Source organism: Nocardioides sp. (genome assembly GCF_050699375.1).
Classification (GTDB): Bacteria; Actinomycetota; Actinomycetes; order Propionibacteriales; family Nocardioidaceae; genus Nocardioides.
Genome location: NZ_JBOHDN010000118.1, coordinates 1 through 19,486, shown reverse-complemented (window position 1 = coordinate 19,486; position 19,486 = coordinate 1). Strand labels below are relative to the sequence as shown.

Below are 19,486 nucleotides of genomic sequence, written 5' to 3'. Positions count from 1 at the left end.
AGCGAAAACTTGTCACGCGCGTGACAAGTTTTCGCTCGGCTCCAGGCCCGGCCTTCCTCGATCACGGCGGCGCAGAGCGCTACCCGCACCCGCGGACGATGCTCGCGAGCTCGGCCAAGGTGTCGATCCGATGGGTTGCTCCCGAGAGGTCCTGTGTCGCGGTGAAGCCGTTGCGTACGACCGCACAGTCGATGCCGGCGGCGACGGCCGACGCGAGCCCTCGGGACGAGTCCTCGACGACGAGCGTCTCGTCACGGGTCGCACCGAACCGCTTCAGCCCGGCCAGGTACGGCTCCGGGTGCGGCTTGGGGCGGTCGTAGTCCTCACGGACCAGCACGAAGTCCATGAACCCGGTGATCTGCCGGGCTCGGTGGATGAGGTCGAAGTCGGCCCGCTTCGCCGTCGTCACGATGGCCATCCGGACGTACTGCGACAGCTCGGTGAGCGCGTCGACGACTCCATCGATCTCGATCGCCTCGGTCCGCAGATACTCTTGGTAATAGGCGTCCCGCGCCTCCCTCTGCCTGTCGATGACCACCTCATCGATGCCGGCTGCTCGGGCCAGGTCCCAGGTGCCCAGCCCCTGGCTCATGTCGCGGAGGTATTGCTCCTGGTCGAGCACCACACCGATCTCCGCCAAGGCTCGTTCGCCGGCCCTGAAATACCAGAGCTCGGTGTCCACCAGAACACCGTCATGGTCGAAGAGGATGTACTTCTTCACGCTGCTCACCGTCGTTCATCATCAGTCACTCCTGTCACAGGAGTTACACCGTTGAACGTACAGTCCCAGCTCAGGAGGCCTCGGCGCGGCTGAGTGGTTCGAACGGGACGGCGTCGGGGTTGCTACGTGCCTCGAGCACGGCGAGCGTGTCTTCGAGGTCCTCGATGTGGTCGAGAAGGCGCTCGTACTTGGCGGCGTCGAGCAGCACGGCCACGGGCTTGCCATGGCGGAGGAGGTAGACCGGGTGGTCGGCGGTCTCGGTGACGAGCTCGCCGAGGGAGGCCCGGGCCTCGCTGATGGGGACGATGCGGTCCATGGTGGCTGTCCTTCCTGGCTAGATGTTGCGGTAGACCTCGCGGCGGTGGCCGACGTGACTCACGGTGACGATGCGTACAGCGTCTGCGACGTCGTAAACGATCCGGTAGTCCCGACCCGGGGTTCACAGCCCTCCCTTACGCCACTTTATGGCCTAAAGTGGCGTAAGACTGGCCTTCGCGCCTTGATCCGATCGCCTACCCGAACCTCTCCTCGTGCACCACCGTCGAGAGCGCGGAGCGGTGGCGCCAGCCGAAGCGCTCCAGGTCGGGGGCATCGGGCACACCGACGACCTGACCGACACAGAGCCAGGCAACCGGACGTACGTGGTCGGGCAGCCCGACCAGGGAGCGCAGGAACTCCTCGCGGTAGAAGCTGACCCAGCCGACGCCGAGGCCCTCGGCGGTGGCGGCGAGCCACAGGTTCTGGATGGCGAGGACGGTCGAGTAGAGGCCGGCGTCGGCGATCGCGTGGCGGCCGAGCACCTGGGAGCCGCCGCGGGTCGGGTCGTAGCCGACGACCACGCCTAGCCCGGACTCGCAGATCCCCTCGATCTTGATCTTCGAGAACGTCTCCGACCGCTCCCCCGCCAGCGAGTCGGCAAAGACCTCGCGTTCGGTGGCGACGTGCTCGCGGAACGTACGCAGCGTCTCGGCCGAGCGCACCAGCACGAAGTCCCATGGCTGGGTCATGCCGACGCTCGGCGCCGCGTGGGCGGCTGAGAGCACCCGCTCGAGCACGGCGGGGTCGACCGGCTCACCGGTGAACTCGGCGCGGGTGTCCCGGCGGCGGTTGATCGCGTCATAGAGCTCCATCAGCTGCCAGCCCCGCTCCGGTCGCGGTGCGCGGCGTAGAGCCATGACTCCCCGCCCTCGCCACCGTCCCCGACGGCGGTCAGCGCACGGCCGACGAGAATGACGGCCGCCTGGCGCAGACCGGCCCCCTCGACCACGTCGGCGATCGTCGAGACCGTGCCGCGCAGCACCTGCTCGCCCGGCTGGCTGGCGCGGAAGACGACCACGACCGCGCAGTCCGCGCCGTACTCCGGCTCGATCTCGGCCATCAGCCCGCGGATCCGGGTGATCGCGAGATGGAGCACGAGGGTGGCCCGGGTCGCCGCGAACGCAGCGAGGGTCTCGGTCTCCGGCATCGCCGAGGAGCGCGCCTGGGTGCGGGTCAGCACCACCGACTGGCTCACCAGCGGCACGGTCAGCTCGGACCCGACCTTGGCTGCCGCGGCCGCGTAGGCGGGGACGCCGGGCGTCACCTCCCAGGCGACTCCCGCGGCCGCCAGGCGCCGGGTCTGCTCGAAGAGCGCGGAGTAGATCGAGGGGTCACCGGAGGTGAGGCGCACGACCTGTTTGTCCGCGATCGCCGCGGCCACGATCGTGGCGGTGATCTCGTCGAGATCGAGGCCCTGGGTATCGACCAGCTCGGCATCGGGGCTGCAGTGCGCCAACACCTCGGGATCGAGGTAGGTGCCGGGATAGAGCACCACATCTGCCGCTGCGAGCAGCCTGGTCGCGCGCACGGTGAGCAGGTCGGCCGCGCCCGGGCCGGCGCCTACGAAGTGGACGGTCATGAGCTGGTTCCTCCATCAAGGTATGCAGGGAAAGGACCGCTTCCCTCGCGGAACTCCGCACGGGATGTGTGCCTTGGGCTGCATACCTTGACGAAGGCGCAGCCCCTCACCTGACGTACCTCGGCGTCCAGACCTGCCCTGCCTCGGTCACGCGGGTGGAGCTCGCGCCGACGATGACCAGGCACTTCATGTCGATCGAATCGGGATCCAGCTCGCCGAGAGTGGTCACGGTCAGCGACTCCTCCGCGCGCCCGATGTCACGGCCGACGATGACGACGGTGTCGGGTTTGCGCTGCTCGAGGAGTACGTCGCGGGCGGTCGCGATCTGCTCGGTGCGGGAGCGTGAGGCCGGGTTGTAGATGGCGAGAACGAGGTCGGCCTGCGCCACCGCCCGCAGCCGCTCCTCGACCACGACCCACGGCTTGAGCCGGTCCGAGAGGGACATCACCGCGAAGTCGGCGCCGACCGGAGCCCCGGCGCGGGCAGCCACCGCCTGGACGGCGCTGACGCCGGGCAGCACCCGGATGCGTACGGCGGAATAGGTGGGATCCTCGGCGGCCTCGAAGACGGCCGAAGCCATCCCGAACACGCCGGCGTCGCCGCCGGAGACGACGGCGACCCGCTCCCCCGCGAGCGCCAGGTCCAGCGCCTGCCGGGCGCGGTCGACCTCGACGGTGTTGCCCGACGCGTGCCGCCGCAGCCCTTCGCGTTGCGGGACGCGGTTGACGTACGGGCCGTAACCGACGACATGGTCCACCTCGGACAACGCTGTGGTGACCTCGGGGGTCAGCCATTCGTCGGGGCCGGGGCCCAGGCCGACGATCAGGACTTCCCCGCTCTCGGAGGTCTCGACAAGCTCGACCACCGGAGACGAGACCTCGACCACCGGGGACGAGAGCTCGAACACCGGGGACTGGGTCTCGACAAGCTCGACCACCGATGACCTTCCCGGGGCCGGGGTCTGCCGCAGCCTCGCCGCAGCGGGCGCGGGGGCGGTGTCGCCGGGAACGACGATGAGCGAGAAGTAGGGCACGGAGGACGGGTCGACGTCGGCTACCGGGAGCCAGCGCTCCTCGGGCTGCGAGGCCCGCTCGACATACCAGGCACCGTCGAGGCGGCCGGCGGCCGCGAGCGCGGAGCGTACGGCGGGGAAGGTCCGGCCGAGCTTCATGATGATCGCGGCCTCGGTGTCGGCCAGGCGGCGGGCGAGCTCGGGCTCGGGCAGGGTGCCGGGGAGGACGGTGAGCACGTCGGTCTGGCGTACGAGCGGCGTGGACACCGCGGCGGTCGCGGCCGCGAAGGCGGGCACACCTGGCACGACCTCGGTGGAGTAGATCTCCTTGAAGCGGTCGTGGAGATACATCGAGGAACCGTAGAAGAGCGGGTCGCCCTCGGCGAGCAGGACCACGTCGCGGCCGGCGTCGAGATGAGCGGAGAGCCGGACGGCGCAGGACTCGTAGAACTCGGCCATCGCCCCGACATAGCCACCCGGGTGCGAGGTGGTCCCGGTGGTGACCGGGTAGCGCAGCTCCTCCTCGATCGCCCCGGCAGGGATCAGTGATGACGCGATCCGGCGGGCGTGGGACTGCTTGCGTACGCCCGCGTGGTAGGCGATCACCGGCGCCGCGCCGATCAGCCGGGCGGCCTTGAGCGTGATCAGCTCGGGGTCGCCCGGACCGATGCCGACGACGGCGAACCGGCCGCGTACATCCCCGGTCGTTCCAGCTGAGCCAGTCATTCCTTCTCCTGAGCCAGTGCGTTGAGGGCGGACGAGGTCATCGCGGAGCCGCCGCGACGGCCGCGGACGGTGACGTACGGGATGTCGATGCCGTGCTCGTCGGCGAAGGCGGCGAGGGCCTCCTTGGACTCGGCGGCGCCGATGAAGCCGACCGGGCAGCCGACGATCGCGGCCGGGCGTGGACCGCCGTCGAGGATCATCTCGAGCAGGTGGAACAGCGCCGTCGGAGCGTTGCCGATGGCGACCACCGCACCCTCCAGATAGGGCTCCCACAGCGACAGCGCGGCGGCGGTCCGGGTGGTCTCCCAGGATCGGGCCAGCGCCGGGACCCGGTCGTCACCGAGCATGCAGAGCACCTCGTTCTCCCGCGGCAGCCGGGTGCGGGTGACTCCGGTCGCGACCATCGTCGCGTCGCACAGGATCGGCGCCCCGGCCTCCAGCGCACCACGTGCGGCCTTCACCAGGTCGGGGTGGATGACCAGGTCAGCGGCGAGATCGACCTGTCCGCTGCCGTGGATCATCCGCACCGCGAGCCGCTCGGCGTCGGCAGGGACGGCGGAGAGATCTGCCTCGCGCCGGATGGTCGCGAAGGAGTCGACGTAGATCGCCGGCCCTTGGTCGATGTAGTCGTAGCGCCGGGTCGGGCGCACCTTCGGTGCCGGGACGAGTACGCCACGCCACGGTGTCACCACCACCGCCGGCTCCCGCTCCGCCAGCGCCTCGATCGCGGCCCGGTCCAGGACACCGTCGGCGGCGGCGACATGCTCGCCGCCGAGGACCCGTCCGAAGGCCAGCGTGTCGGTGGGCGCCGGCACCCGAGCGTCGGCCGCGACCGGCTCGACGAGCGTCGAGTCGAGCTCGGCGACGTGCCAGGGCGCGGACAGCCCCCCACCACGTACGTCCAGGAAGCGCGAGGCGAGCGCGGCCAGCCGAGACGCGGCCTCGGTGAGCGGTACGACCGGACCCCACGACTCACCGACCCGAAGCTGACCCTCGGCGGCGGACAGCGCCACCAGCCCGAGGTCGCACTCCCGCGAGACCAGGTCGCCGCGACCGTCGTCGAGCACGAAGAGGAACCGCCCCGGCAGCGCGGCCAGTCGTGGAGAGGAGCAGAGCAGCCGGTCCAGGGACGCGGCGACGCCGCGCAGGTCGGCCAGTCCCCCGGCGAGCCCGGTCTGCGGGGAGACCATCACGTTGCGTACGAGCTCGTGGGTCTGCGCCGGCACCAGACCGGTCGCCTTCAGCGCGGTCAGCACCTCGCCGGGAAGCGCGCCGTCGGCGGATGGCAGACCACGGACCTGGAGGTTGGCGCGGCCGGTGAGATGGACCCGCCCGTCGCCGTACGTCTCGGCGACGTCGACCAGCGAGAGCAGTGCCGCGGTGGACACGGACCCGCCGATCAGGCGGAGTCGCACCAGCAGACCGTCCTCGGCCGGCCATGGACGGCCGACCCCCGGGCACCGATCGGTTCGGACTCGCGACATCAGGGGCACCTGCTCTGCGTCATGTGCCCGATGTTGGTGTTGCGGCGCGGGGCACGTGGTGACCTGGCGACGGATGTCACCAGAGCCAGCAGGTCTTCGGACTCGGAATCGATCGGTGCGGAGCGCCTTCCCGGAGCCAGGCTCCAGTGGCTGCCCTCCCAGGGGAGAGCGTGCCCCGCCCGTCATCCTCACCGCTGCGCGTCAGTCCCGGACTCTCACCGGGTTCCCTGACCCCATCAGGCATGGAGTACGACTGGCAGGGGCGAGACTACCGACTCGCGGACACGGCGCCGAAATTGCTCGCTGCCGTCCGGCGATATGGGCTTGCCGGTCCAAGAAGGTCACCGGCATATTTCCGTCGTGAAACGGTCGCGGATGCCCCCAGGTACATATAACGTTCCGCGCGGGAAGCTGGCCGCAGGAGTGACTCAAGCGCATCGGGGAGTGCATGTGGTGGCTACATCGGTTGTGTCCGCGCCTGACGGCGAGACCATTCGGGCCGGGAGTGAAGGACTGGCCGGCGTGCGTTCGCGGCGTTCAGGTCCGATGACACAGCCTGCCCCTGCATGCGGGCGATGACGGGGAGGCTCCGCCTCGAGGTGCTCGGGCCGGTCGTCGCCGTGCTCGACGGATCCGAGGTCGCCCTCGCGCCGATGCAGCGTGTCCTCCTGGCGAGCCTGGTCGTGGCGCCGGGCTCCACGGCGAGCACGTCCGAGATCGAGGCACAGCTCTGGGAAGCGGATCCTCCGCCGACGAGCCGCAACCGGATCCAGGTGCTCGTGACCCAGCTGCGCGCCAAGCTCGGGCCCGTCATCGAACGGGTGCCTGGCGGCTACCGCTTGGACGACGACGCGTTCGAGTCCGACTACGCAGAGTTCCGGTCGCTCGTCTCCACGGGCGGCAGAGCACCCCGGCTCGAAGAGCTGGCGAGCGCGATCTCGTTGTGGCGCGGCCCGCTGGAGCTGATCGGGATCCCGGCGTCCCGGGCGGCCCAGGAGCGGTTGCACACGCTCGAGGCCTGGGCCGAGCTGGCCATCGAGACGACTCCCACCCGGGCGATCTCCGAGCTGGCCCCCGTCGTCACCCAGGAGCCGCTGCGGGAGAGTGCCGTCGGGCTCCTGATGCGGGCCTACGCGGCCGCGGGCGTGCCGGCCGAAGCACTGAGGCTGTACGAGAGCACCCGCAGCGAGCTCGTCGAGACTCTCGGGGCAAGTCCCTCCGCCGACCTGCAGGAAGCCTTCCTGGCGATCCTGCGGGAGAGTGAGCCGGTCACGTCGGGCGTGACGGTCCCGCATGAGCTGCCACCGACAGCCAACGTGTTCGTCGGGCGGGAAGCAGAGATCGACGACCTGCGAAGCAGCTGGCTGGGTCAGGGACGCCGGGGGCTGCTGGTCATCACCGGGCCTGGCGGGGTCGGCAAGACCGCGTTGGCCGAGCAGCTGGCCCAGCTGCTGGCCGGTGACCATCCCGACGGCGAGGTCTACCTGAACCTGCGTGGGTTCGATGCCCGCCAGCCCGTCCTTCCGGTTGACGCGTTGGCGAGCCTGTTCCTGTCGTTGGGCCTGACGAACAGCTCGATCCCCTCAGACGTCGACCAGGCGAGCGCGCGACTGCGCACTCTTGCGGCCGGGAAGCGACTTCTGGTGGTTCTCGACAACGTGGCCAGCGCCGAACAGGTGCGGCCGCTGCTCCTGGGCGGGGACTGCACGGTCATCATCACCAGCCGCGTCTCGCTCTCCGGGCTGGTGGCGAAGACCGGGGCGAAGCGGGTGGCGCTGTCCCCGCTGGCTCCGCGAAGCGCGCTCGACCTGGCGAGTGCCCTGCTCGCCCAGCAGGCCGTCGACGAACCCGACCTTCTGCCCGATCTGGTGCGGGTGTGCGGTCGGATCCCGCTGACCATCCGGATCGCGCTCTCCCACCTTCGCGACTTCCAGGTCTCCGTCTCAGAGCTGATCCGGGACATCGAGGCCGCGCCGCTGGACGTTCTCTCGATCGGTGATGACCCCACGGCCAGCTGGCGGGCGGTGGTGGACCAGAGCTTCACCGGTCTGGACCCGAAGCTCGCCCGCGCCTTCACTCTGCTCAGCCTGATCCCGGGGCCCACCTTCTCCGCAGGCCTCGCCGGCGCCGTGCTCGGCGTCGACGAGGTCACCGCACGCCAGCTCGTACGCGCTCTTTCTCACCGTCACCTTCTGGAGCAGCGCCCCGGCGGGCGATATGCCTTCCACGACCTCATCCGGGACTACGCGACGGCAGCCCGGGACAGTCACTTCGGCGACGACGTCGACGACGCCACTCGTGGCCTGTTCCGCTATGTCGTGAACGCGACCGTCGCCGCTGCCGGCGCCATGGACCGCGCCCATGGGCGCGCGACACCGCTGCCCGAGGAGCTCGCCGTCGTGGAGCGTGATGCGAAGGCTCCCACCGAGGTGACGGCCAACCCGCTGGCGTGGTTCCTGACCGAGCGAGAGCTCCTGCTCGGCGTGGTTCGCCAAGAGGCGCACGGTTTCGAGATCGAGACCTTCCAGATCTCGTTCTATCTGCGCAACTGCTTCTACGCCCTCCGCCTCGTCCAGGACTGGATGGACTGCCAGCGACACGCTGCCAACGCGTGTCAACGGATCGGCAGCTCGATCGGTGTCGCGGCCAGCCTCGTCGGCCTCGGTCAGGCCGCCGTGTGGAGCACGGACCGGTCGGCGGCACAGGCGTCCCTGCGTACGGCGATCGAGATCCTGGCCCGCACCGACGAGACCCAGCTGATGGCCGAGGGGCTCTCGGCGCTGGGCGTCATCGCGGAGCGATCGGGCAACTACCACGATGCGCAGAGCTATCTGACCAGGGCTTTCGACATCTTCACCGGCGCTGGCGCTGCCGGGCACGCGGGCGATGTCTCCAACTCGCTCGGGTTCGTGGCCTGGCGCCAGGGACACGACCAGGAGGCCGCGAAGTATCAGCTGGCCGCGATCGACCTGAGCCGGCGGGGACGCAGCCGGTTCGGCGAGGCGGTCGCGCTGGCAGACCTGGCACAGGTCCGCATCGACCAGGGTCACTTCCAAGAGGCCGAGGACGCGCTGACTGCCTCGCTGACCGTCTCCTCGACGTTGGGCTACGACTGGTGCCGGGTGGTGGCGCTGGTCGCACGGGCGAGGCTCGCCCGGGTCCAGGGCGATGCCTGCGCGGCCCGGTCCCAGCTCATCGCGCTCCGCGACCAGGGCCACGACTGGCACGACCCCGACCTGAGGCTTCGCATGCTCAACGAGCTCGCGTCCGCCCTCCTCGACCTGGGCGAGATCGAGGAGGCCAGTACGCTGCTGAAGGGCGTCCGCGCGGAGGCGACCGAGCTGAGCCTCTATGCCGAGCGGGAGCGGGCTGCGCGCCTGCTCGCCGACCTGGACCGTGCCGAGCGCACGCGATCGGAGATCTAGACGGCCGGCTCTCCGACCACCCGGCAGGCGTCCGCGACCGCTGCCATGCGGGCTTCGACCTGCGTCCGGTCGGCGCCGGTGACGACGGCGTACCCCGCCCGGTCCAGGAAGGCTCGGGGAGGCAGCCGAAGCGTCTCCCCACGCTCGCGCACCTGCCGCGAGGCGACCAGCCAGTCCGCGACCGCGATCTCCTCGGGGAGGACGAGCGAGTCCAGCACCAGATCGGCGGCGGGATAGAGGAACCGCACGCCGTGCATCGTGTCGATCTCTGGAAGTACGTCGGGGGCACGGCCGACGGTGACGTCGCCCAGCATGGTGCCCACGCTCAGCCCGGGCCGCATCATCTCAGCGAGCCACGGGATGAGCTCACCGCCCAGGCGGGCGTTGACCTCGACGATGCGCGGGCCGTCCTCGGTGAGCATGACCTCGGTGTGGGTGAGCGCGTTCGTCACGCCGACGGCCCGGTTCGCAGCCCGGACGACCTCTGCGACCTCCTTGAGCAGGCTCGGCTCGAGCACGTCCCCGACGACGTGGCCGACCTCTTCGCAGTATGGCGCGAACCCGATCTGCTTGAGCGCGACGGCATACGGCTCGACCTGGCCGCCGACGCACCAGCAGTCGACCGAGATCTCCTGGCCGGCGAGAAACTCCTCCACCAGGACCCCGCCGTCGCGACCAGGCACCTCGCTGGCCGTGGCGAAGGCCAGAGCGGCCTCCAGCGCCTCGCCGCTGTGGACGATCTGCACGCCGACGCTCGCCGCCTGGCCCCGGGGCTTGACCACCACGGGGTAGCCGACGGCCTCGGCGAACGCCGTCGCCTCGTCGACCCGGGTGACCACCCGGAACCTGGCCGACGGTACGTCCTGGAGCTCGAAGACGGAGCGCTGCAGGAACTTGTCGCGGGCCACCTTGGCGGCCGACGACGGCAGTCCGGGCAGCCCCAGGGCGTCGCCGACCCCCGCAGCGGTCTCCAGGAGCTTCTCCTCCCAGGTGAGGACCCCCGAGACCGGGTGCTCGGAGGCGAGATGGCGGGCGGCGGCGAGCACCGCGAGCGGGTCGGACAGATCAGCCACCCGGTGGTCGGTGATCCAGCTGCGCTGCCAGTCGGGCTCGGTCCGCAGGATCATGACCACGTCGAAGGAATCGGAGAGCCCGGAGAGGGCGTACTCCCTGAAGGTGGCGTAGCCACTTCCGATGACCAGGATCGTCTCACGCATGAAGAAACCTCAGATCGCTACTCGTAGTGACTGTTCCGTCGGGCCGATGGACATCGCCATACGCTGGATCTGGCGATGGACGTCCACGGAGATGACTCCCTCGGACAGGGCCCGGGTGAATGCCGCCGACGCGGCCGGGAGCCGGTCCGGGTCGATCTTCACCACGACGTTGGGAAGCTCCCGCCCCTCGACGTGGTAGGTCGCGGTCCTGACCAGGGTCATCGTCTCGGCGAGGAGGTGGTCGGCGCCTCGAAGGAGCGGGATCTGCGCCGCGATCGCGGTGCGCTCCGCATGCCACTTCCCCGGGCCGTCCCACTCCGACCTGCCGATCGAGACCAGCGCCTCGTAGGTGTTCTGCGAGGAGGCCGCGACCGACAGGGTCGTCGCTCCGGAGACTCGGGGGTTGATCTCCAGCACCCAGGCCTGCTCACCGTCCCAGACCAGGTCGAGATCGACGGCGCCGGCGATCCCGATGCGCTGGACGAGGTGGGCGACCTGCCAGGTCACCGTCCGCAGCTGCTTGTCCGCGTCGCACCTCGGCGCGGCGTACCGCACCCGCTCGAAGGTGAAGACCGGGCCGTCCCCGGTCGTCCCCATCCACAGCGGAGGCTGGATCATCACCGACGTCTGGTCGCCGACCATCTCGACGCTGACCAGCTCGCCGACGATGAACTTCTCGATCAGGACGTTCCCGTCGTGCGGCTCCTCGAGCCAGGCGGCGAGATCGCCAGCGTCGCGGAGCACGGTCATCCCCTGCCCGAGGCAGGCCCACAGCGGCTTGACGATCAGCGGGTATCCGAGCGACTCCGCACGATGCACGATCGCGTCCTGATAGCCCGGCACGGCCTGGGCACGCCCGTTGAGGAGGTCGCCGTCGACCGAGAACGAGGGCGGCACCGGCACCCGGGCGCTCTCCAGCAGGGTCTTGGTCCGTGCCTTGTCCGAGAGCATGACGGTCATGTCGATCGGATGCATGACGGCAGGAATCCCGTGCCCGCGCAGCATGGCCGCGGCAACCGAGTCCCGGATGGCGTTCTCGTCCGGGATCGACAGGGAGACGACCAGGTCAGGACCCCATTCGAGGATCCGGCCGACCAGCTCGCCAGGGCTCGTGCTCGGGTCGATCTCGAACTTCTCGCCGGGGAAGTCGACCTCGCTCACGGGACCGTCGGTGTAGAAGAGCGCGAACTCGTCGCCGTTCTGGCAGCCCTTCGTCACGAGCTCCGCGAGCCAGGGTCTGGTCTGGGACAGCTCGATGCTGCGGGTGAATGCGATCCGTGTCATCAGTTCACCGCGATCTCGATCTTGTCGACGTGGCGCGCCATCACGGCGACCTCGTCGTGGTCGGCACCGGTGATGATGACGTGCCCGATCCGGGTCCAGGTCTCGTAGTCGTTGCCGACGTACTCCCCCGCACGCAGGTAGGTCTCGATCTCGAACAGCTCGTCATCCACCGGGTCGCCCGAGATGCCCTGAAACTCCCCGATCCGGTCCGTCGTCAGGAACCGGATCGCGGCGACCTGCGGTGTTGCCGATGCGCTGATCCTCGGCTCCCGGCCCAGGGCGACCTCGAGGTAGAGCTGGGCCATGTCGACGCCGATCGCGTGCTTGATCACGCGCATGATGTAGCCGCCTGGTGGCCGGGCGCCGACCTCGATGATCGTCGGTGGGCCGTCGGGTGGCAGCTTCACCTCGGTGTGCGCGACCCCGTTGGTGATGCCCAGAGCATCCAGCGCCGCGGTGACCGTGGTGAGCAGCTCGGTCTTGACCTCCTCGTCGAGCAGCGCGGGAACGGTGTGGCCGATCTCCTCTCGGATCGCTCCGCTCGTGGTGTCCTTCGCGGTCACCGAGAGGTGATGGACCCTGCCTCGGTGCACCAAGGACTCGACGCTGACCTCGGGCCCTCCGACGTACTGCTGGGCCAGGACCGAGGTGTCGAGCGGGATGCCGTGCGGGAACTCGTGGCTCCAGCTGCCGGCAGCTCGGTACGCCTGTGGGACCGCGGAGTCTTCCTCGACCACCGAGACCGCCACCGACCCGGCGTTCTCGGAGGGTTTGACGACGAACGGCAGCTCGAGTCCGGCAGCCGTCGCGGCGTCGAGCAGCGACTCGGCGGAGGTGGCGACGGCGGTCGCCGGGTGCGGAACCCCCGCGGAGCGGAGCCGGTTGGCCATGTGCCACTTGTTGCGTACGTCCATCGCCTGAGCCTCGTCGTGGCCCGGAAGGCCGGCCCCGGCAGCGGTCATGGTCGCCATCGGGCCGAGGAACTCCCAGCCCGTCACCACTCCGCTGATCCCGTGTGCGCGTACGTAGCGCACGAGCTCGTCGACGGCGCCCGCCGGCGCCGCGAAGTTGGTGAAGACGACATGGTCCACGCGGGCACGGAGATCGTCCGGGTAGGAGTTCCAGACACTCTCGTGGGTGGCCAGGTGCACGATCAGGCCCATCTCGCGGGCCGCGATCAACAAGTCCTTCGCAGCGGCGCTCTGAGCGCCGAGCACCAGGATCGATTCAGACATGACTGCGGTCCTTTCCGAGCATGAGAAGCAGAGGGATGGTGACGAGCATCAGGCCGGCGAGGACGAGCCACGGGAGCGTGCTCGAGACGTCGAAGAGGGTCATGAACATGACCGGGGCGATGGCCATCCCGACGCCCCAGCTCAGCTGGAACAGGCCGAGATAGCGTCCCCGAGCCGCCTCGCTGGCGAGGGTGACGCTGAGCTCCGACATGCTCGGGGCCGAGAGCATCTCCCCCAGCGTGAAGATCAGTGTGGCCGCGACGAGGCCGGCCAGGACGAGCCCGTCGGGCGCCGCCCCCACCAGGCTGAACGCGACGAACGCGACCGCGTTGACTGCGGCGGCCGTGGCGAGGACGGTGACCGGCCTCGCCCGCTCTGTCCGCTTGGTCACGATGGTCTGGGTGAAGATGACCGCGAGCGTGTTGATGAGCAGGAGCACGCCACCGAGCCAGGCTCCCTCGTCGAGGGCCTCGACGACGTAGACGGTGAGCAGGATGCTCAGCACCATGCTGGCCAGCACGAAGGCGAGGTTGGCCGCGACGAGGGTCAGATACCGACGGTCGCGAAGTACGTCGGCGTACGTCGCGGCCTCTCGTCCGCTGCCACCCTCGGTGCCGTCCGTCCCCGCCTCCGCGGGTGCGGTCGGTCCCGGGGAACGGTCGGAGACTCGCCAGGTGTGGATCAGCCAGGCCGCGACCGCGAAGGAGACCGCGTTCAGGACGACGAGCCAGGTCAGGCCGGATGGGCCGCCGATGGCGAGCGCAGCGGCGGCGAGCGCCCCTCCTGCCCCGAGACCGATGTTGCGGAGCACCCGGATGAGGCCGAACCAGCGGGTTCGGTCCGCACCCTGCGCGGCCAGCCCGACCAACGCTCCCTGCGCGGTCCAGAACATCGACGAGCCGACCTGGACGAGCAGTCCGGTCGCGATCACCGACCAGATCTGGTCGGCGGCGAGGAACCCCACGAACGCGATCGCGGAGATGACGTTCCCGCCGGTCATCACGGTCCTGGCGCCGAACCGATCCATCACCGGACCGATGAGGACCGGGGCCGGGAGACTGATCAGACGCGCCGCGGTGACCGCGCCGCCGACCTGGGCGGCGTTCAGATCGGTCGTCATGATGAAGAACACGATCTGGAACGCGAGCATCGTGCCGTTGCCCAGCGAGTCGATCAGGTTGGCAGCGAGAAACTTCTCGTTGCCCTTCAGGTTCGGCAGGCCGAGCGCAGCCGACATCCTTGAGCTCTTCGCGGCGGGTCGCGTACGTGTTGTGTCGCTCACTTGCTCGATTCCTCCTTTTGGTTGACGAGGGAACGCTCGACCAACCAAGCCTGATCGCAGGCACTTACGATCGGCTTACGCTTGCCGTACGTGGGTGGTCCGGGGTTTGTCCGGGGTCTGTCCGGGTGGCGCGACGACCCTGAGGACGGCGCGCCACCCGGGACACTGCCTAGGCCACCGAGGTCGTGAGGCTCACCTCGGAGGAGACCCTCACGTGGTGGGCCAGGAAGCCCCGCTCCCGGGGCGTGAGCGATAGCTCGCGCCCGAAGTCGGTGTCGGTGCGGCGGGTCAGATACTCGACCGCGGCGAGGCGTAGATCGCTCTCCGGGAGCTTGGCCAGCTCCTCGATGATCCGACCATGTCCGCAGTCGTTGAGGAGCATGTTGTAGGCGTTGAGCATCGTCAGCGACGCGCTGAAGAACGGGTCGTCGATCTCCTCGGCCGCGCTCGTGTAGTCGCCGACGCGCGCCCGCGCCTCCGCACGCATGAAGGTGTCCAGCACCTCGTCCAGGCCCGCGATGGAGGTGGTGATCGGTAGCGGACGGACCCCGAAGTCGTACACGCTCAACGGATTCGGGTTGCGGAGGATCTTCTCGGCCACGCGGTAGTGGCGGTCGTAGACGTGCATGGAGCCGACGTACCAGTGCATCTCGCCGACATCGGCGCCGATCGAGCTCGCGATCAGCTCCTGCAGGACGCTCCACTCGAAGACGTTGATGCCGCTGAAGCCCCAGATCGCGTCATTGGCTCGGACCGCGACCGAGGTGTGCAGCTGGTTCTTACGCTGCAGGAAGTGCAACCAGTTGTTGCACGGCACGTCGAGGGTGTCGCAGTAGTCGACTCCGGGGTCGAAGATCGACATCGCGGCACGCTTGGTGAACGGGTCCTCCTGAAGCCGGGCGACGACCTCGGCACACTGGTCGACCTTGCCGCCCCAGCTTCGCAGGCGCGGACCGTAGGCCGCGCGCCACCGCCGGCCGTCGTCGGAGAACTCTGCCGCGCGCGGCAGGTAGCGGACCAGGAAGTCCATGTCGTCACGGCCGGCCATCACCCACGCGGTCTCCGCGATCTGGGCGAAGATGTTGTTGGCTCGTCCGGGGAGGATCAGGACCCGCTCGTTGGGGCGGGCGATCGTCTGCACATGGCCTCGGATCTCGCGCTGCTGCTGTCCACGGGCGAGCACGTCCTCGCCGCCCTTGGTCACATCGCGTAGGACGCCGATCAGCGCGTCGCTCAGGTTGCGCGGCATCAGGCGGCCCTCAGCCGTTCGGACATGACCTTCTCCAGCTGTTCGAGCCCGTCGGCCACCTCGTCGTACTCGAGCACCGTGACGCTCGCGCAGCCGCCGATCATCGCCGACAACGAGCTCTTGTCGGGACGATGCAGGGCGAAGACCGGGATCTGGTACGTCGCAGCCATCGCGATCTCGTATCCGACACCGAGACTGGTGTGCGTCGTCTCCGCGACCACGCAGTCGGCCTGGCGGAGCCAGCTGAGGTCGCGGTCATGGATGAAGGTGTCGTCGAAGTGCGTCTGTCCCTTCAAGGACAGGCTGTAGTCGCCGACATGCTCGGTGAGCACATCGCCGGAGACCTTCAGCCACTCGATGATCTCCTGGTAGCGGGCGACATCCTCACGACCGCCACGGATGGACCCGGCAAAGTAGTAGGTGTGTCTGTGCGAGTTGGGCAGATGCTTCATGTGAACCTCCTCGAAATGGAGGGACGCCACGCAAGCTGACTTCTGATCGTGGCGCCCGAGATGTGCAGGAACGACACTGCTATCTCGGACTTATCCGACCCTTACCTACGCCTTATGGGCTTTACCCCCAAGGACCGTCGCCGCGCGATTCCGCAGGTGAGGAGCGGGTTCACGCGTAAGGCGGCAGAGCTGACCAACGCTGCTACGGCCTCGCCCCTCGCCCGGGAGGACGCTGGGGAGGACGCTCAGCTGGTCGCCAGGTGCACCGCGAGACCGAGCCCGGCGAGACCGACGAGCCAGCGCAGCGGGCGCTCGGGCGCGACCCGGACGATCGCGGGCCCCAGGAAGCCACCGAGCACGGCGCCGGCGCCGAGGGCGAGCGCGGCGGGCCAGTCGACCGGAGCGAAGAAGACGTACGCGATCGCGGCCGTGCCGTTGGCGACGCCGGTGGCGACGTTCTTGACCGCGTTGGTGACCGCGATCGCCTCGGTGCGCTCGAGTGCCAGGGCGGCGAGCGCGATGATGCCGACGCCCGCGCCGAAGTAGCCGCCGTAGATGCCCAGCACGAACACGACCGCTCCCCAGCCGAACGCCCGACCAGAGGTACGGCGCGCCTCGGTGTCCAGCGGCCCGGACCGCGGCCGGGCGGCCGCACGCGCAGCGGCCCAGGTCCGGATCCGGTCACGGAACAGGAGGAGCACCGCGCCGGCACCAACGAGCCACGGGACGATTGTCTCGAAGGCCTCGGCGGGAGTGGTGAGCAGCAGGGTGGCGCCCGCGCCACCGCCGAGGAACGAAGCGACGGCCAGCCCCACGATCCGGCGGCCCTGACCGCGCAGCTCGGTGCGCGAGCCCGCGATCGCGCCGCCGGTGACGCCGAACATCGCGACCGTGTTCGTCACGTTCGCGACCACCGGCGGCAGGCCGGCGGCCAGCAGAGCCGGATAGCTCACCAGCGAGGCCAGACCCGCCACCGAGCCGGTCAGGCCGGCTCCGACGCCGGCGAGCAGGAGCCAGGCGAGCTCGGCGCTCACCGGGTTGTCTTCAGGGCCGTCAACGAACCAGGCACGGGCGTTTGGGGTCGAAGCTCCATCCCGGCACCAGATACTGCATGGCGACGCCGTCATCACGTACGCCGAGCCCGTGCTCGAGGTAGAGCTCGTGCGCGGCCGCGACCCGGTCGCGGTCGAGCCGGATCCCGAGCCCCGGGGCGTCCGGCACCCGCACCGCGCCGTCGCGGATCTGCAGCGGCGACTCGGTCAGCCCCTGGCCGTCCTGCCAGATCCAGTGGGTGTCCAGCGCGGTGATCTCCCCCGGTGCGGCGGCGCCGACGTGGGTGAACATCGCCAGCGACACGTCGAAGTGGTTGTTGGAGTGGGAGCCCCAGGTCAGCCCGAAGTCGTGGCACATCTGAGCGACCCGGACCGAGCCCGACATGGTCCAGAAGTGCGGGTCGGCCAGCGGTATGTCGACGGCGTTGGTGCGGATCGCGTGGGCCATCTGGCGCCAGTCGGTGGCGATCATGTTGGTCGCGGTACGCAGCCCGGTGGCGCGCTTGAACTCGGCCATGATCTCGCGGCCCGAGTAGCCGCCCTCGGCGCCGCAGGGGTCCTCGGCGTACGCGAGCACGTCGTCCTTGCCGTCCAGCAGCCGGATCGCGTCGGCGAGCGGCCAGCCGCCGTTGGGGTCCAGGGTGATCCGGGCGTCGGGGAAGCGCTCGTGGAGAGCGGTCACCGCGGCGACCTCCTCCTCGCCGGGGAGGACGCCGCCCTTGAGCTTGAAGTCGGCGAAGCCGTACCGGGCCTGGGCGGCCTCGGCGAGACGTACGACCGCCTCGGGGGTCAGGGCGACCTCTCTCCTGACGCGGTCCCAGTCGTCGGCGGCACCCGGCTCCGCGCGCAGGTAGGGCAGGTCGGTCTCGTCGGGGTCGCCGACGTAGAAGAGGTAGCCGAGCATCGGCACACTCTCGCGCTGCTGGCCGTCTCCGAGCAGCTCGGCGACCGGCACACCTTGGGCCTGACCTGCGAGATCGAGGAGCGCGGACTCCAGCGCGGTGACGGCGTGGACCGTCGTACGCAGGTCGAAGGTCTGGGCTCCGCGGCCACCGGCGTCGCGGTCGGCGTAGGTGTCCGCGACTTGGCGCAGCAGGCTGCGGTAGCGGGTGACGGGCTGCCTCACGAGCAGCTCGGCGGCCTCCTCGATGGTGCGCCGGATCGGCTCGCCGCCGGGGACCTCGCCGACACCCTCGCGTCCCTCGGAGTCGGTGAGGATCGCGATGTTGCGGGTGAAGAACGGCGCGTGCGCGCCGCTGAGGTTGAGCAGCATCGAGTCGTGGCCCGCGACGGGTACGACCTCGACCTTCGAGATGGTGGGCACAGTGGTTGGGGTGGTCATGGCAGCTGGAGCTCGCCGTCGATCCGGCGGGCGAGGTGCCACGGGTTGTCGTCGCGTACGGCCTCCGGGAGCACGGCCGCGGGGACGTCCTGGTAGGCGACCGGGCGCTGGAAGCGCTCGATGGCGAGGCTGCCGACCGAGGTGGTGCGGGAGTCGGAGGTGGCCGGGTACGGGCCGCCGTGGACCATCGCGTGGCCGACCTCGACGCCGGTGGGCCAGCCGTTGAAGAGGATCCGTCCGGCCTTGAGCTCGAGCGCGGCGACGACCTGGGCGGCCGTCTCGTTGTCGGCATCGGTGGCGTGGACGGTCGCGGTGAGCTGGCCCTCGAGGGCGTCCAGACTGGGCAGCAGGTCCTCGACGGCGTCGTAGCGGACCGCGACGCCGGAGGCGCCGAAGACCTCGTCGGTCACGCCGGCGAGCCGGGCGGCCTCGACGAGCTGGGGCGCGGGGGCGTCCGTGTCACCGGCAGTGCCCTCGCCGACCACGGTCACGCCGTCGGTGGCGCGGAGTGTGGCGGTGCCCTTCTCGTACGCCTTGGCGATCCCCGTGGTCAGCATGGTCGCGCCGACAGCCTCGGCCGTGGCCCGGCCGGCGGCGGCGAGGAAGGCGTCGCCTGCCTCGCTCCTCGGGAGGAAGAGCAGGCCCGGGTTGGTGCAGAACTGGCCGGACCCGAGGGTCAGCGAGCCGACGTACGCCGTGGCGAGCGCGTCGGGGTCATCCTCGAGGGCCCCCGGGAGGACGACGACAGGGTTGATCGAGGACATCTCGGCGTAGACCGGGATCGGCTCGGGCCGGGAGGCTGCGGCCGCGGCGATCGCGAGGCCGCCGCCGCGGGAGCCGGTGAAGCCGACCGCCTTGATCCGCGGGTCGACGACCAGGGCCTGGCCGAGCTCGATGCCGCCCTTGAAGTCGGTGTCGAGGAGGAAGGAGAAGGTGCCGGCGTGGAGCCCGGCCTTCTCGACCGCGCGGGTGATGGCCTGGGCGACCAGGTAGCCGGTGAGCGGGTGGGCCGGGTGGCCCTTCACGACGACCGGGCAGCCGGCGGCCAGGGCCGAGGCGGTGTCGCCTCCGGCGGTGGAGAAGGCGAGCGGGAAGTTGCTGGCGCCGA

Annotated in this window: 16 protein-coding genes, 1 pseudogene and 1 riboswitch; of the genes and pseudogenes, 1 reads left to right on the top strand and 16 read right to left on the bottom strand. The window is 70.0% G+C overall.

Annotated elements, in window-relative coordinates; all coding sequences use genetic code 11:
• Nucleotides 1-79: 79 nt before the first annotated feature.
• From ACRDPS_RS08445 to ACRDPS_RS08415, 7 genes and pseudogenes are all read right to left on the bottom strand, one after another.
• Nucleotides 80-730 (bottom strand): HAD family hydrolase, encoded by a 651-nt coding sequence (locus ACRDPS_RS08445; RefSeq protein WP_431501180.1) that lies wholly within the window; start codon nucleotides 728-730, stop codon nucleotides 80-82.
• Nucleotides 731-791: 61 nt separating this feature from the next.
• Entirely contained in the window at nucleotides 792-1,037 is a 246-nt protein-coding gene (locus tag ACRDPS_RS08440) for a type II toxin-antitoxin system Phd/YefM family antitoxin (RefSeq protein ID WP_431501179.1), read from the bottom strand.
• Nucleotides 1,038-1,233: 196 nt separating this feature from the next.
• Nucleotides 1,234-1,896, bottom strand: coding sequence for a 5,6-dimethylbenzimidazole synthase (gene bluB / locus ACRDPS_RS08435; protein ID WP_431501178.1), 663 nt, complete (start codon nucleotides 1,894-1,896; stop codon nucleotides 1,234-1,236).
• Nucleotides 1,851-2,618: a cobalt-precorrin-4/precorrin-4 C(11)-methyltransferase gene (locus tag ACRDPS_RS08430; RefSeq protein WP_431501177.1), complete on the bottom strand. Its 768-nt coding sequence runs from the start codon at nucleotides 2,616-2,618 to the stop codon at nucleotides 1,851-1,853. The genes bluB and ACRDPS_RS08430 overlap by 46 nt, the downstream gene beginning before the upstream one ends.
• Nucleotides 2,619-2,724: 106 nt before the next feature.
• Complete coding sequence (gene cobJ, locus ACRDPS_RS08425; protein ID WP_431501176.1) at nucleotides 2,725-4,356, bottom strand: precorrin-3B C(17)-methyltransferase; 1,632 nt, start codon at nucleotides 4,354-4,356, stop codon at nucleotides 2,725-2,727.
• Complete coding sequence (locus tag ACRDPS_RS08420) at nucleotides 4,353-4,961, bottom strand: precorrin-8X methylmutase (RefSeq protein WP_431501181.1); 609 nt, start codon at nucleotides 4,959-4,961, stop codon at nucleotides 4,353-4,355. Before ACRDPS_RS08420 ends, cobJ begins: the two co-directional genes overlap by 4 nt.
• Before the next feature lie 681 nt (nucleotides 4,962-5,642).
• Nucleotides 5,643-5,840: pseudogene (locus tag ACRDPS_RS08415) on the bottom strand (nitrite reductase); the annotation flags it as partial.
• A gap of 70 nt (nucleotides 5,841-5,910) precedes the next feature.
• A riboswitch (cobalamin riboswitch) is annotated at nucleotides 5,911-6,113 on the bottom strand.
• Nucleotides 6,114-6,406: 293 nt separating this feature from the next.
• Here ACRDPS_RS08415 and ACRDPS_RS08410 point away from each other — a divergent pair.
• The gene (locus ACRDPS_RS08410) at nucleotides 6,407-9,265 is read left to right on the top strand and encodes a BTAD domain-containing putative transcriptional regulator (protein ID WP_431501175.1); all 2,859 of its coding nucleotides are present in this window, start codon (nucleotides 6,407-6,409) and stop codon (nucleotides 9,263-9,265) included.
• On the opposite strand, the gene ACRDPS_RS08405 is transcribed toward ACRDPS_RS08410, so the two are convergent.
• From ACRDPS_RS08405 to ACRDPS_RS08365, 9 genes are all read right to left on the bottom strand, one after another.
• A complete protein-coding gene (locus tag ACRDPS_RS08405; protein WP_431501174.1) occupies nucleotides 9,262-10,482 on the bottom strand; it encodes an ATP-grasp domain-containing protein in 1,221 nt (406 codons plus the stop codon). The two genes, ACRDPS_RS08410 and ACRDPS_RS08405, sit on opposite strands and share 4 nt — an antisense overlap.
• A gap of 9 nt (nucleotides 10,483-10,491) precedes the next feature.
• Nucleotides 10,492-11,766 carry an ATP-grasp domain-containing protein gene (locus ACRDPS_RS08400; RefSeq protein WP_431501173.1) on the bottom strand — a complete coding sequence of 425 codons (1,275 nt, stop codon included), beginning with the start codon at nucleotides 11,764-11,766 and terminating at the stop codon, nucleotides 10,492-10,494.
• Complete coding sequence (locus ACRDPS_RS08395; RefSeq protein ID WP_431501172.1) at nucleotides 11,766-13,001, bottom strand: ATP-grasp domain-containing protein; 1,236 nt, start codon at nucleotides 12,999-13,001, stop codon at nucleotides 11,766-11,768. The genes ACRDPS_RS08400 and ACRDPS_RS08395 overlap by 1 nt, the downstream gene beginning before the upstream one ends.
• Complete coding sequence (locus ACRDPS_RS08390; RefSeq protein WP_431501171.1) at nucleotides 12,994-14,283, bottom strand: MFS transporter; 1,290 nt, start codon at nucleotides 14,281-14,283, stop codon at nucleotides 12,994-12,996. Before ACRDPS_RS08390 ends, ACRDPS_RS08395 begins: the two co-directional genes overlap by 8 nt.
• A gap of 169 nt (nucleotides 14,284-14,452) precedes the next feature.
• Nucleotides 14,453-15,532, bottom strand: coding sequence for a thymidylate synthase (locus ACRDPS_RS08385; RefSeq protein ID WP_431501170.1), 1,080 nt, complete (start codon nucleotides 15,530-15,532; stop codon nucleotides 14,453-14,455).
• Nucleotides 15,532-15,984 carry a nucleoside 2-deoxyribosyltransferase gene (locus ACRDPS_RS08380; protein WP_431501169.1) on the bottom strand — a complete coding sequence of 151 codons (453 nt, stop codon included), beginning with the start codon at nucleotides 15,982-15,984 and terminating at the stop codon, nucleotides 15,532-15,534. The genes ACRDPS_RS08385 and ACRDPS_RS08380 overlap by 1 nt, the downstream gene beginning before the upstream one ends.
• Nucleotides 15,985-16,229: 245 nt before the next feature.
• Nucleotides 16,230-17,018 carry a sulfite exporter TauE/SafE family protein gene (locus ACRDPS_RS08375; RefSeq protein ID WP_431501168.1) on the bottom strand — a complete coding sequence of 263 codons (789 nt, stop codon included), beginning with the start codon at nucleotides 17,016-17,018 and terminating at the stop codon, nucleotides 16,230-16,232.
• Nucleotides 17,019-17,037: 19 nt separating this feature from the next.
• Entirely contained in the window at nucleotides 17,038-18,378 is a 1,341-nt protein-coding gene (locus ACRDPS_RS08370; RefSeq protein ID WP_431501167.1) for an enolase C-terminal domain-like protein, read from the bottom strand.
• A partial coding sequence (locus ACRDPS_RS08365) for an aldehyde dehydrogenase family protein (RefSeq protein WP_431501166.1) occupies nucleotides 18,375-19,486 on the bottom strand: 1,112 nt, incomplete at its 5' end. The genes ACRDPS_RS08365 and ACRDPS_RS08370, both read right to left, overlap by 4 nt.